This is a genomic window from Sinomicrobium halophytocola (genome assembly GCF_052983395.1).
Genome location: NZ_JBRKIT010000002.1, coordinates 34,571 through 47,211 on the forward strand (window position 1 = coordinate 34,571; position 12,641 = coordinate 47,211).

13 protein-coding genes are annotated in these 12,641 nt (G+C 38.7%); 7 read left to right on the top strand and 6 right to left on the bottom strand.

The annotated features are described in order from the left end of the window. Window positions 1-104: 104 nt before the first annotated feature. Both ACVBDY_RS00710 and ACVBDY_RS00715 read right to left on the bottom strand, forming a co-directional pair. Window positions 105-695 (bottom strand): hypothetical protein, encoded by a 591-nt coding sequence (locus tag ACVBDY_RS00710; protein ID WP_447173560.1) that lies wholly within the window; start codon window positions 693-695, stop codon window positions 105-107. Between the two features lie 327 nt (window positions 696-1,022). After that, a complete protein-coding gene (locus tag ACVBDY_RS00715) occupies window positions 1,023-1,217 on the bottom strand; it encodes a hypothetical protein (protein WP_123216746.1) in 195 nt (64 codons plus the stop codon). 334 nt (window positions 1,218-1,551) lie between these two features. Here ACVBDY_RS00715 and ACVBDY_RS00720 point away from each other — a divergent pair, with 334 nt between their 5' ends. The 4 genes from ACVBDY_RS00720 to ACVBDY_RS00735 all read left to right on the top strand — a co-directional run bounded on the left by ACVBDY_RS00720 (window position 1,552) and on the right by ACVBDY_RS00735 (window position 4,443). Further along, on the top strand, window positions 1,552-2,169 hold the full coding sequence (locus tag ACVBDY_RS00720; protein ID WP_447173561.1) for a hypothetical protein: 618 nt from the start codon (window positions 1,552-1,554) through the stop codon (window positions 2,167-2,169). Beyond that, window positions 2,097-3,125, top strand: a complete 1,029-nt coding sequence (locus tag ACVBDY_RS00725; protein WP_447173562.1) for a hypothetical protein — start codon at window positions 2,097-2,099, stop codon at window positions 3,123-3,125. The genes ACVBDY_RS00720 and ACVBDY_RS00725 overlap by 73 nt, the downstream gene beginning before the upstream one ends. Window positions 3,126-3,147: 22 nt before the next feature. Beyond that, window positions 3,148-3,723, top strand: a complete 576-nt coding sequence (locus tag ACVBDY_RS00730; protein ID WP_123216814.1) for a hypothetical protein — start codon at window positions 3,148-3,150, stop codon at window positions 3,721-3,723. A 195-nt stretch (window positions 3,724-3,918) separates the two neighbouring features. Next, on the top strand, window positions 3,919-4,443 hold the full coding sequence (locus tag ACVBDY_RS00735) for a hypothetical protein (RefSeq protein WP_447173563.1): 525 nt from the start codon (window positions 3,919-3,921) through the stop codon (window positions 4,441-4,443). Window positions 4,444-4,544: 101 nt separating this feature from the next. On the opposite strand, the gene ACVBDY_RS00740 is transcribed toward ACVBDY_RS00735, so the two are convergent. From ACVBDY_RS00740 to ACVBDY_RS00755, 4 genes are all read right to left on the bottom strand, one after another. Beyond that, window positions 4,545-4,781 (bottom strand): hypothetical protein, encoded by a 237-nt coding sequence (locus tag ACVBDY_RS00740; RefSeq protein WP_447173564.1) that lies wholly within the window; start codon window positions 4,779-4,781, stop codon window positions 4,545-4,547. Between the two features lie 154 nt (window positions 4,782-4,935). Then, entirely contained in the window at window positions 4,936-5,619 is a 684-nt protein-coding gene (locus tag ACVBDY_RS00745) for a DUF4276 family protein (RefSeq protein WP_123216752.1), read from the bottom strand. After that, the gene (locus ACVBDY_RS00750; RefSeq protein WP_447173565.1) at window positions 5,616-6,719 is read right to left on the bottom strand and encodes an AAA family ATPase; all 1,104 of its coding nucleotides are present in this window, start codon (window positions 6,717-6,719) and stop codon (window positions 5,616-5,618) included. The genes ACVBDY_RS00745 and ACVBDY_RS00750 overlap by 4 nt, the downstream gene beginning before the upstream one ends. A gap of 37 nt (window positions 6,720-6,756) precedes the next feature. After that, on the bottom strand, window positions 6,757-7,149 hold the full coding sequence (locus tag ACVBDY_RS00755; protein ID WP_447173566.1) for a hypothetical protein: 393 nt from the start codon (window positions 7,147-7,149) through the stop codon (window positions 6,757-6,759). Window positions 7,150-7,806: 657 nt separating this feature from the next. Here ACVBDY_RS00755 and ACVBDY_RS00760 point away from each other — a divergent pair. The 3 genes from ACVBDY_RS00760 (at window position 7,807) to ACVBDY_RS00770 (ending at window position 12,629) form a co-directional block, all read left to right on the top strand. Continuing rightward, on the top strand, window positions 7,807-8,049 hold the full coding sequence (locus ACVBDY_RS00760) for a hypothetical protein (RefSeq protein WP_447173567.1): 243 nt from the start codon (window positions 7,807-7,809) through the stop codon (window positions 8,047-8,049). A 117-nt stretch (window positions 8,050-8,166) separates the two neighbouring features. Next, a complete protein-coding gene (locus tag ACVBDY_RS00765) occupies window positions 8,167-11,214 on the top strand; it encodes a SusC/RagA family TonB-linked outer membrane protein (protein WP_447173568.1) in 3,048 nt (1,015 codons plus the stop codon). Window positions 11,215-11,225: 11 nt separating this feature from the next. Continuing rightward, a complete protein-coding gene (locus ACVBDY_RS00770; protein ID WP_447173569.1) occupies window positions 11,226-12,629 on the top strand; it encodes a RagB/SusD family nutrient uptake outer membrane protein in 1,404 nt (467 codons plus the stop codon). Window positions 12,630-12,641 lie beyond the last annotated feature (12 nt).

Genomic DNA, 12,641 nt, shown 5'->3' on the forward strand with positions numbered 1-12,641 from the left:
AAAAATCACCCGACACATGTTCAGGTGATTTTTAAGCATAATTTAATCCTTCTGTCTTTTAAATGCTGTTTGGTAAGATACGATGAAGCCCACGCATTGGAAAACTATTGTTCCGGAATAAATTTATAACGTATTGTACCCCAGAAGATATATTCTTCTTCCTGAATTAAATCTGAAGGTGAACCCACAATAACAGGAAAAATATCTTCCTCGGTAATTATTCCAAAATCATTACTTTTTTCATATACCACTTCATTATTGTCTTTATCCGTAACAATAAGATAGGCGAGGTATTTTTTATACAAGTACAATTCCTTATTACCGTTCTGTACCTGTCCTATTAATATTTTCTTGTCCCCCTGGTATATGAATACATCATTTTTTTCCACCTCGTATCTATAGGCGTATCCCGCAGGTTCCGTTCGGATTTGGATGGAATCTTCCTTAAAGTTGATTTCCAGTACCCCGGGATCTTTGTAAAAACTCCATTCCTTTTTCAGGAAGGCTGTACCATCTCCTTCAACTTCTTCGCCCTCCGGCCCCGCAAAATGCTTCGCCTCCGTGATCTCATAAGTGCTGTCAAACACAAAGTTGTTATTATCTACCGGGTCAACGGGATCAACAGGGCTGTCATCATCGTTGTTTGAACAGGAAAGAAGCAGCACTATAAACGGGATAAATACTAATCGATTCATAATTTAATGGTACGGTAAAAAGGCAAAAAGTTAAGGAGTTAAAAACACTTACAACCCCAAAATGACTTAAACGAGTTCGATATTATATATTCCCAAAAGCCGAAAACAGGTGACAAAAAACAACCCTTTTTTATCATAAATGATGAAGTAATGATCCTCCATCTGGTTCCCGTTTGTAACGGGGTCCCATTTTACCCCGGGATCTTTAATGTTTTTTTATGGCAGGTCCCCCGTTTTTGTTGCGCTCAAACGAGGGCCTGTTGGAAATTTTCCACTTATATTACTTCTTACTTTTCTTTACAGGATATTTTTCAACGTATATTTTTATCATTTCACCGGGTTCTTTTCCCACGACTTTTTCGATAAGCAGAAATTTACATAAGGCTCAGGCGCACCGGTATTGAAATGGATATTGATTAATTGTTGTTTCTCTATTCTTATCTTGCCCTGGATTTCCTCAAACGTGTTATCCCCTTCGAAATTTCCGTTTTTCACCCCTGCTTTTTCCCTTGATCCCTGCATTTTTGTGAGTTTGGGGTAATGTTTTTCTCAACTGTTTAAATTTTCTCGATTTTTTGTCACCCGTTTTCCTTTTTCGGAATAATATAGTGTAAGAGGGCGAAAAAAATAAAATTTAAACAGTCACTTAGTATTATGTATAATGAACTTGTCCTGAGTTGTTCTATTACCTACAAAATCATCATTTTGCCCCCTAATTTCGTAATTTTCTCGAACCGTAGCGCTGCTATGCTCCCGATAAAATCGGGATCCAAAATTACTTCATTAATGAACAAAAGCATGACTTTTCGCTCAAATACAACAACTCAAGACGAGTTCAATTTAAACAATTTTTGCAATGAAGAAAATTACCTTATTACATAATTTCAGATTTTCCTTTTTGTTTATTCTAACCATTTCAATTTATTCTTGTTCAAAAGACGATAGTATATCACATGAAACAGAAGCAAGTGGAAGTGTTGGTTTTTCAATACAAAAGGACAAACTCCACTTTAGTAGCAAGGAAGAACTTAAAGATTTTATTGATAATAGTAGTGAAAAAGAGTTCACTGAACAGATCAGGACATTACAAGAAAAAGGATTTAGACCGCTGACTCCTATTTTTTTAGAAAACGAAACAGAAGCCTATAATGAATTTCTGATTAGAAAAAGGGATAGATTGGCTTCTAAGTCAAAAAATATACTTTCTTCCCGTGGGGATTCAAATATACTGTTGGAAGAACTGGATGAGGATGATGAAATTATTGCAGACCCCAGTTTTGCAGCGGTATTGAACGAAGACCGTGCTATTTATGTTGGAGATTCTTTGCATGTTTTTACTAGCAGGGGGCATATAGCTGTACAATTGAAGATGAGCAATATCTGTTTGATTATCTTAATGGGTTGGAAAATGGGGATACAAATACCAAGCAAAGTAATACATCATCAAAAGTACCACCTGAGCCTCAGGATATGAATTGTCCAAATGGTACACAGGTTATTAGCGAAATTATTGATGGAAGAATGACACATCGGTATGTATGTAGACAAAGCACGTTTACTCCCCCAACAAACACAGGTTCCAATATTCCCTCAAAACTTCCCCATGAAATAAAGCAAGGTTTAGGGTTTTGTGCTATTGAAGGTGAAAGTTTATGGCAAAAAGTGTTTGGGGAGGCTGAAACTTGCCATGATTATTTTGATAGTAGAAGACGAGTAAAAGTAAAGTTCTGGAATCAAAACTATTTCGTGTATTCGTCCATTGGAGTTATGGTAAAATATCAAAAAAAATATACATTGGGTTGGCAGAAATCAGATGCGGTAGATTATACAGAATTAGGTATTAATTATGCGGAGTATACTTTTCCGATGAATATGACGGGATATAATGCTCTTAAAGAGCAGGGTGTTATTGCTAAATATAAGGGAGTGACTTATAAGGCAGATGGCACCATAGTAAGGGACTATAAACCAAAAACTTCTGGCTGGCCTTTTATGAACGAGGCTTATTTACCTGATGGATTAGAATTATATCTGTTTGATAATAAGTTTCAGGGTATAAAAGGAAAAGAGTTGAACAAACAAGTAGGGGAATTGATAAAAAAGGGAATTCCAGACGTATTAAAAGCGACCGGCTTGATGAAGGATCTTAAGGAAGGTAAAGTTAATATTACGGCTACTGCCTACGACCCCACTAAGGAAAGAATTAAGTTTATGCAAATAGGGAAAGTAAAGCAAAGTTCTGGAGGCAAAATAAGACATACTTTTGACAAGAATGCGATATTTACTTTTGTATTTGGAGATGGCGGGCTTGAAAAATTTGATTTTGGTGCAGAAAAGTATAAAGATGTGCGAATTGATTTTTATGGTGTTGCGAGAAGGGATGGGAGAATATATAAAGGTAAACAAATGGGATTCCGGGAAGAAAAATAAATATTACTTAACTAAATTCGACATGAAAAATTATTTGTTTGTATTTGCTTTTTTTTTAGCTATTATACATATAGAAGCACAGGAGGTTAGCATAGAAAAATCTATTTTTGGTATTCAAACAGGCTTCCTTGGAATATGGGTACATAATGAAGCAAAACTTTCCTCAAAAATTTCCTTACGGAGTGAAATTGGCTTAGATGCAGGTTTTCAGTCAGGCGAGTATTACCAAGCCGTAGGAGTATACAAAGGGATGGCGTTAATACCTTCCATTACTTTAGAACCCCGGTATTATTACAATTTGGAAAAACGGAATGGAAAGGGAAGATCCTATGCCAAGAACAGTGGTAATTTTTTAACGCTAAGAATGAAATATTTTCCGGATTGGTTTGTCATTGCGTCAGATAAAAACAGAGTGCATACTACGGAGCAAATTTCTTTTATTCCAAAATGGGGGTTAAGAAGAACTCTCGGGGAACACTTTACTTATGAAGCGGGGATAGGAATAGGTTATTATCATAATTTTGATGAAAGTAATATTGTTTTCGATAAAAGCGGAGTGATGATGGATTTTCATCTTAGAATAGGATATACTTTCTAATCTGTAATGAAAGCCAATAAGAGAATATTTTTTATCTGCTTCCTCTTCTTATTATCGGGAGTAACCACTCCGATAATAAGCCAAACATTAACTCCACCCCGATTCTATACTGGTGTGGAGTTAAACAATAAAAATATTTTTTTTCGGGATGATGGCGGTTATGCAGGTTTTTTTGTGGGGACAGAATTGTTTTCTGTGTCCTTTATAGCCCCGGAAATCGAAGTAAAATACCTTACCGGAAATATTGAATATGAAGAAGCGGATGTAGAAGGTATAATTTCAGGGCAATTAAATCACGCTATGCCTTCTAAAAGTATCACTTCCGGTGAATTTGATAGTTGGACATATAGTATAACTCCAAAACTTGCATTTGGCGATGAGGATTTTCGATTTTTGATATTGCCCAAATACTCCATTGCATCTACATCTGTCAGGGCAAGTTATCATGTAATAGATGATGCCAGAGAATATTATAGCCGGGTAGAACAGGATGAAAAAAAGGAAAGGCAATCTTATTTTACATTTGGAATAGGGGCTGAAGGACACATTTTTGACACTGATAAACTTTCTTTTGCCCTTACCCTTCATTATAGTGCATGGAATATCCGGGAATTGTTTGATGGCCTTAATGTAAAAGGCCTTAGAGGTGAAGAAGGTAAGGGCGCTATTGGAATCGGGTTTAGAGTATACTTTAACCCTTTCGCTGCTAACGACGACTAAGCTTCTTCCATTCTTTCACTCTTCCCAACGTTCTCTTTCGCCTCACCTAAAGCCTGAGCCGGGATTTTTTTATAAGCTGAAAATAATACGGTTTAAGCCCTTTACTTACTTTTCTTTACAGGATATTTTTCAACGTAAGCTTTCATCATTTCACCTGGTTTTTTTCCTACTGCTTTTTCGATAAGCAGAAATTCATAGGGCTCAGTTGCACCAGTATTGAAATAAATATTGATTAATCGTTGTTTTTCTATACCTGTCCTGGCTTGAATCTTTTCAAAAGTGTTTCCTCCCTCAGACTTCTCCCGCATAAATACTCCTAAATTGGTCCGCTTTTCCAATTTGTATTTTTTCTTTAGTTCCAAACTACGATCGGAGTAGACCGCGTTCCGTACATTTTTAATCGTGTCACCTGTATTGATTGCTATATTATAGAAGGAATAGGATCCTAATACATAATTTTTATGGTAAACTGTATTTGATAGGTATAAGTATTTAGAGATTTTCCAGCTTAGTAATCCATTCATTAAAATGTGGGCATTTGGTTCTAAGTAATGATAAACCAATATCTTCAGCTACCATAGGGCCAACTTGCGCTTTTTGACCTTTATAAGTAGGTATATATTTGATGATTCTCTTTGATGGTGCGGTTTGCGGAGATTCGTTAATTTCTTCGGGGGCTGTTTTTCCTATATCTTTTTTGAGTCTTTCAATTCCGGTTGGACTATCTGGATACATGAGGAAGAGCCGATCTGGATCAACCAACAGAAAAGTTTCAAACTCATGTAATTGAACGTATGGAATACAATTCGGATGATTGATAGATTTTCCAATGGCTTCTTCCAATGCTTTGACCTTTGCATAATGGTCTGGTATATTTTGAATATCTTCGGTGTATGGACTTTGAGAGTCTTTTGGGAATGCGTATAGATCAATAAACGTGGTATACCAGGTATTCGGCTTATTTCGATCTGATTGTATCCATCGGACTACATCATTTTTTAACCAGTTGTACCGTGAAAGACCACCTTTATGTCGTTTATTACTATGTTTAGACCATCCGGTGGTAATTTTTCGTACTGAAACAAAAATGTTTAATGAAGCAAAATGTTTTACTAAAACATCATTGACAAATGCTTCTTCTGTACTTCCTTCTACTATAATATTTAAGAACTTCATGGTCTGCCTCCTATGATATTTTTTTCCCAGATTTGGCCGGTAGAAAATTCATCTAAATATACTTCTAGTGCTTTGGCATCCGGTCTGGTATATTCGGAAGCCCTTCCTTTTCGCTCAATAACAACAATGTCATCCAGTTCAAAATTATTAACCATGCTTATAGATTGTGTAGCTATGAATACTTGACAATGAGTAGAAGCTGCTTTTATTAATCCGGCTACAGCGTCTATGGCGCTCGGATGAAGACCAAGTTCTGGTTCATCCAGAAATAGCACGGTAGGGAGGTCTCTTGGATTTTGGGCCAAAAGACTTATTAGTGCTATCGATCTGAGCATACCATCCGAAGCTTGCCCGGAATTAAATATTTTATTCGTGCCTTTTTCTTTCCATCTCAAAAGCACTTGCCCGAATTCTTCGTACAGCTCAAAATCATCAAAGAAGGGCAATACTAAACGAAGGTATCTTACTATTCTTTGATAATACACTCTTTCTTCGTTTTGTAACTGAAAGAGAAAGCTACCAAGATTTTCTCCGTTTTGCTTTAACCAACGGCCATCTGCTGAAGACCATTTTAAACGCATTGCGGAGGTATCACTGGTATTATGAAATTGGTATACCACCAATTTTTTAAGGGAGTTAAGAGTTACAAGAGCTGACTTGTCAGACAGTTCAATTAATCTCGGTTCTTCGTGTCCTACACCACAAGAAATCCAATCACCCTTTTTCACGGATTTACCTTCTGTATGCCTATAATTTTCTTTTTTGAAAACTAACTTATCCGGTTTAGCAAACATTAAACTAAATTCATATTCGTTATAACCGCTTTCTGTTTCAATTTCTATATAAGCATCAATAGAATTTGTTACACTTGTCCCATCATGTAAAATATCATTAGACCCCCCAAGGAAAGACACATATTCTTGTAGCTTTCCATCCGAGTCTAACATCTTACTCAAAAAACGAAAAAACGAAATAAAATTACTTTTGCCCGAACCATTCGGACCAATCAAGACATTAATCGGTTTTGGCTTAAAGCTTTCTATAGCTTTAATAGATTTAAACCCTTTTATTGTAAAGGACTTTAATTTTATATCTGGCATATTTTATTGTCTAATAAGTTGACTTATAGGTGTTGGTTTAAGTTTTTTTCTTTGATTCTAGCTCTTGAACTCTCTTTTTTAAAAAATCTTTTACTTCCTTTAGTGCTTCATTAGCTTCAGTCAGAAGATCAATTCTTTTTTCCAATTCTTTTACTTTTTCCTTGCAACCATTACCTTTTGAGGTTTCTTTATGCATGGAACCCTTACCCACCAATAGCCACTCTGAATTAACTTCTGAGTATTTAAGAATAATTTTTTGAATGATATCAAAAGATGCATTGGGGTATTTATTACTTCTTTTATCTATGGAGAATAACCTTTGTACCCTTTGATGGTCCACGCCAATAGCATTACTGAATGCTGAAACATTTCCTTTATGATAATAATCAATTAACTCTCTAATTCTTTTATTCTCCTTTGGTAAATCCATAAATTGCAAAAATGTTTGAATAATAGTTGTTTAATTTCAAACATGTTTGTATATTTGTTGTCACATACAAACCAAAACTCATTTTTCCTTTTATTGGAACTAAAAAGGTAAGAAACAAATTTACGCAAAAATGAAGAGAAAGTATAATACTCAAATCGTAAATACACTTGCTAAACGGTATGATGTAACCACACGCTATATTCGAACTTGTTTGAAAGGAGAGGGAAATTCCTTGTTAGCCGATGAAATACAAAACGAATATAAAAGGCTAGTAGGCAAATTGAATGTTGTGCTGGATTCTTTAGGTATTGATAGATAGGTTGGTTTTATTACTAAAATCAATCTAATTCATATGCCACTTTAACTACCGACCAATTAAATTATGTCAATCTTTTTAAGAAATGTTCGAATAACTATATTTTATTTGCTTTTCAGGAAGAAACCGAAAAACCCGGTATAAACTGTTCTTAAACAGCATCTGCCTGGCAACGCTAATTTGCTAATCTTTTTGAGTATAGGGGGAAACCCGGTTTTGGTTGTACTCCGTATTTTAAAATTTTGCTTAGGCAAGATATAGGATTTTTGGTAAAAGTACTCATGTTCAGGAGAGAACTTTTCCCCCGGAAACCAATTTTAGCAACCCTTTAAACTATACCAATGACTGAAACCATCATAGTGCCCCGTCGCTGGATAGCCGAGGTTCAGCAATTTATAACACTACAGTGTACGCGAAATGATCTTATCGATGAGATTCTGGATTACCTGCTAGAAGTAAACCCCTCGCCGGAGGTCTTGCGGAAAATTATCAATCAGCAAGAGGCAAACAAACAATGCCTTTTAAAGATGTCGAAGATCATTATAGAAGGTCTAACCGTTCAAAATAAGGCCTATGATGTATAGAAACCATAATCACCCCAACCCAAACAAACCTTCGCTTTAAAAATAACGCGCTATGCCAAGATTTGCGCAGCCTGCGGTATAGCCACTTTATACACTAACACTCAAAATATTTAAATTATGAAACACGCGACATTAGCGGGGTTCCCCTGCTGGTGCCCCATTACTATTGCCTTAATTTTACTTAGCCTACCTGTATCGCTTATAGCTTCACCACCCTTTCAGTCTATTGCTCAATATCAAATTACGGGAATAGTAACGGACAGTAACGGGGAGCCTTTAGGTGGTGTTAACATTGTAATATCCGGAAAACGACAAGGGACGATTTCTGATTTTGATGGCACTTATACCATTACAGCGATACCACAGGACACCCTCACCTTTTCTTTTATCGGGTTTAAAACCATGAAAATCCCCGTAAACGGGCAAACCAATATTGATGTACAACTGGACGAAGATGTTACCACATTGAATGAAGTTACGGTGAATGCAGGGTACTATACGGTAAAGGAACGGGAACGTACGGGGAGTATTGCTAAGGTTACTGCCGAGGAGATTGAGTTGCAGCCGATTGTCAGTCCTATAGAGGCGTTGCAGGGGCGAATGGCCGGGGTGGAGATTGACCAGTTTAGCGGCATGCCGGGGGCGGCTCCCAAGATACGGATCAGAGGGACAAATAGTTTGAGGGATGAAGGGAATTATCCATTGTATATTATAGATGGTGTACCCATCTATTCGGAACCATTAAGTGATTATACGTTGTTGGGAGGCCAATCTTATTTAATACAAAATGGAGTGGGAATTGACCCTTTAAGCACCTTAAACCTGTCTGATATTGAAAGCATTGAAGTATTGAAAGATGCAGATGCTACAGCTATTTATGGCTCCCGGGGGGCTAATGGTGTCGTGTTGATAACCACGAAAAGGGCTGGAGCGCAAGCACAAAAAACACAGGTGCAAGCGAGATGGTATTCCGGGATTGGCCAGGTAGAACGACGCGAAAAGTTACTGAACTCAGAACAGTATGTAACTTTTCGCAAAGCTTATCTAAATAACAGTGGATTTGATGAGGACCACCCTTTGTATTCCTTTTACGCGCGGGATTTGTTGAATTGGGATACTTCCCGGTATACGGATTGGCAGGACGAGCTCATTGGTGGGACTGCCCAATTCTCCAACATCAATGTTTCTGCTTCCGGAGGAAACGGTAACACCTCCTTCAGGTTAACCGGGGGGTACTCCGGTCAGGGTACTGTATTTCCCGTGGATATTGACTATAAAAAATTAACTGTTGGCGTAAAGATTAACCATACCTCCGATACTAAAAAGTGGAACCTGCAATTTTCCGGCACCTATGGTATAGACAAAACACGATCGACTCCCACAGCCGATATTATGAACGCCATCTACCTCCCTCCGATTGCTCCAAAGATAAATAATGAAAATGGTTCCTTCCATTGGGAAGAATGGGAAAAAGTGGGTAGTTCCAGTATCTATAATCCCCTGCGATCGAAATATAAAATGACCGAAGGCAATGTAAATAACCTGGTAGCTAACCTCACGGTATCTTACAATATATGGAAAGGGTTAACTTTTAAGGCCAGTATGGGCTATACGGCCAATAGAAGGGAAGCCGTATCAAAACGCAGTTTATTGTACTTTGCCCCTTCTCAGCGGGGAGTAGGGAATAACCTGGCAGCCACATCCATTGACCATGCTAAAAGGACTTCCTGGATTGTGGAGCCCCAAATAACCTATAGCACCAATTTATTTCAGGGAAAATTAGATATACTCATCGGTTCTACTTTTCAACGTAACGAAAACACCGCTACAACAGCATACGGACGTGGATTTGTCGATGAATCCTTGTCAGGGGATCTTTCCGCTGCTGACTATACCCTTAGCCTGGGAGGCAGCATAGAGGAATACAAATACCAGGCTGTATTTGGGCGGATAGGTTATAATTGGCAACAAAAATATTACCTGAACTTAACCGGCCGGCGGGATGGTTCATCCCGTTTTGGCCCCGGTAAGCGTTTCTCCAACTTTGGTGCAGTAGGCGCTGCCTGGATTTTCACCGAAGAATCCCTGTTCAAAGAACATTGCTCCTGGCTTAGCTTTGGTAAATTCAGAGGGAGCTATGGCATTACAGGAAATGATCAGATCGGCGATTATCAATATATCGACAGTTACCAGGCAACCGTTGCCCCAGGGGGGCTATATCCTACCCAACTGTATAATGATGATTTCGCCTGGGAAAAGAACAAAAAGCTGGAAGCCGCTTTGGAACTTGGATTCTTACAAGATCGTGTGCATCTTGGACTAAGCTGGTATCGCAACCGTTCTTCCAACCAATTAGTAGGGTACACATTACCTGCGATGACCGGGTTTTCCAGTGTTCAGTCCAATCTGCCTGCAACAGTGCAGAATACAGGATGGGAAGTGGAATTTTCTGTTATACCTATTAGGAATAAAAATTTTCGATGGGAAACCTTTTTTAACCTTAGCCTGCCGAAAAACGAATTAATAGATTTTCCGGATATAGCGTTGACCCCTTATGCTTCCCGGTACCGTATTGGAGAACCCCTGAACATTACTTTTTTGTATGAATATATAGGGAAAAATGAGTCAGGACAATTTGAGTTTACGGATATCGATGAGAATGGAAGAATAGATAATACTGATCGTATTCTGGTTCAGAACCGGTCGAGGAAATATTTCGGGGGACTTCGCAATAGTTTGTCTTATAAACAGTGGAAATTAGACGTCCAATTGGATTTTGTAAAAAGACAGGCTCCACGACCTTCTTCTTTGTTTAATCCTTTACCCGCGGGCAATACAAAAAACTATGCCATTGAGCAATATAAAATGTGGGAAAACGGGGAATTAAACCCGGATGCTACTGATAGTTCACAGTATAGCTACTACTTATATTCCGGTTACAATACAATAGATGGGTCCTATTTGAGACTGAAAAATGTGTCATTGGTATACAATGTGCCAGAGTCCTGGATTCGGGCCATAGGCATGAGTGGAGGGTCGTTGTTTGTCACTGCACAAAACCTGTTGACCATGACTTCCTACCCGGGGCTTAATGTGGAAAGTGGGGGAGTAGCTACGCTACCCTCCTTACGTATGTTATCTGCCGGATTACAACTCACATTTTAAATTGAAAGACAATGAAGAAAAAAAATGTTATTGGGATCATTGGCCTGTCCATTTTATCCTGCCTGCAATCCTGTGAAGACTTTGTAGATATCGACTCTCCCAATTTTCAGATGGTTACCGAAGATGTCTACAGTAAGGAAGAAACGACCATAGCTGCTATTAAAGGTATTTATAATCAGTTATATGTAGCCAACTTCTCCACTTATGGAGTTTCGCTATTAGGAGCAATGAGCGGTGATCTGCTTTTTGCACGAACAGACACCTATCTTCCTTTTGACCAGCATGAATTATTTTCTATGAATACTCCCGATGCGGCATTTAACCTTAATATATGGAGTAGTGCATATAATATGATTTATATGGTTAACCGCGCCCTGGAAGGGTTGGAAGACGCTAATATCGGTGATGAATTACGTAAAAATCTTCGGGGGCAAGTCCTGTTTATACGGGCATTCACCTACTTCTACCTAGCCAATCTTTACGGGGATGTCCCTCTTTTGCTTACCTCTGACTACCACATGAATGCCGTTGCTCCACGCAACCCCGCTGAGGAGGTATGGCAACAGATCGAAAGCGATCTGGATGCGGCAGTCTTACTACTAAATGAAGAAACGGAGTATACGAATGGCGAGAGGTACTATGTGAACCGGTCTGTGGCGGAGGCTTTGCGGGCACGGGTATATCTCTATCGGGAAGATTGGGCAAATGCAGAAATTTTCAGTAGTAAGGTGATCGATCGTACCGGCTTGTACGGTTTGGAGGCTAACCCGGAGGACGTTTTTCAGACAAATAGTAAGGAAGCCATATGGCAAATTGCACCTGATGGGGTCAATGATTTTGTTCCCAGGGAGGCGAACCATTTTGTGTTGCTTGTTAATAGTACCGGCACCACCATAACAGGTAATACGGCACTATCTGATGATTTTGTCAGTTCCTTAGCTGCTTTAGATAAACGGCGTTTATGGATTGGAGAGGTTATGACGGATACGGAACATGCCTATTTTACAGAAAAGTACCGGTTTGACAATGATGGAGAAACCCATCAATACAGTATGGCAATGCGCCTGGCTGAGCAATACCTGATACGGGCCGAAGCCCGTGCCATGCAAAATAAATTGGCAGAAGCTATTTCAGACCTGGACCGTATTCGGGAAAGGGCGGGCATTGATTTATTAGCCGACAGCAATCCTGACATGGAGCAGCAAGCTTTGTTAGACACTATAGTAATAGAACGAAAACGAGAGTTGTTTGCCGAATGGGGGCACCGTTGGCTGGATTTAAAACGAACAGGTAAAATGAATACCGAATTTGGTCATAGCCCGACCTGGCAGCATACTGATGCTTTATACCCCATTCCGGGAGAAGAACGCCTGAAAAACCCCTTTTTAACCCAAAATGATGGGTATGGAAATTAGATTAATAACAAA

What these genes read in the sequence shown, in the direction of transcription:
- ACVBDY_RS00720 (WP_447173561.1), top strand. Translation starts at nt 1,552, where the DNA reads ATGAAGAAAATTACCTTATTACATAATTTCAGATTTTCCTTTTTGTTT.
- ACVBDY_RS00710 (WP_447173560.1), bottom strand. Translation starts at nt 695, where the DNA reads ATGAATCGATTAGTATTTATCCCGTTTATAGTGCTGCTTCTTTCCTGT.
- ACVBDY_RS00715 (WP_123216746.1), bottom strand. Translation starts at nt 1,217, where the DNA reads ATGCAGGGATCAAGGGAAAAAGCAGGGGTGAAAAACGGAAATTTCGAA.
- ACVBDY_RS00755 (WP_447173566.1), bottom strand. Translation starts at nt 7,149, where the DNA reads ATGGATTTACCAAAGGAGAATAAAAGAATTAGAGAGTTAATTGATTAT.
- ACVBDY_RS00750 (WP_447173565.1), bottom strand. Translation starts at nt 6,719, where the DNA reads ATGCCAGATATAAAATTAAAGTCCTTTACAATAAAAGGGTTTAAATCT.
- ACVBDY_RS00770 (WP_447173569.1), top strand. Translation starts at nt 11,226, where the DNA reads ATGAAGAAAAAAAATGTTATTGGGATCATTGGCCTGTCCATTTTATCC.
- ACVBDY_RS00745 (WP_123216752.1), bottom strand. Translation starts at nt 5,619, where the DNA reads ATGAAGTTCTTAAATATTATAGTAGAAGGAAGTACAGAAGAAGCATTT.
- ACVBDY_RS00760 (WP_447173567.1), top strand. Translation starts at nt 7,807, where the DNA reads ATGACTGAAACCATCATAGTGCCCCGTCGCTGGATAGCCGAGGTTCAG.
- ACVBDY_RS00765 (WP_447173568.1), top strand. Translation starts at nt 8,167, where the DNA reads ATGAAACACGCGACATTAGCGGGGTTCCCCTGCTGGTGCCCCATTACT.
- ACVBDY_RS00730 (WP_123216814.1), top strand. Translation starts at nt 3,148, where the DNA reads ATGAAAAATTATTTGTTTGTATTTGCTTTTTTTTTAGCTATTATACAT.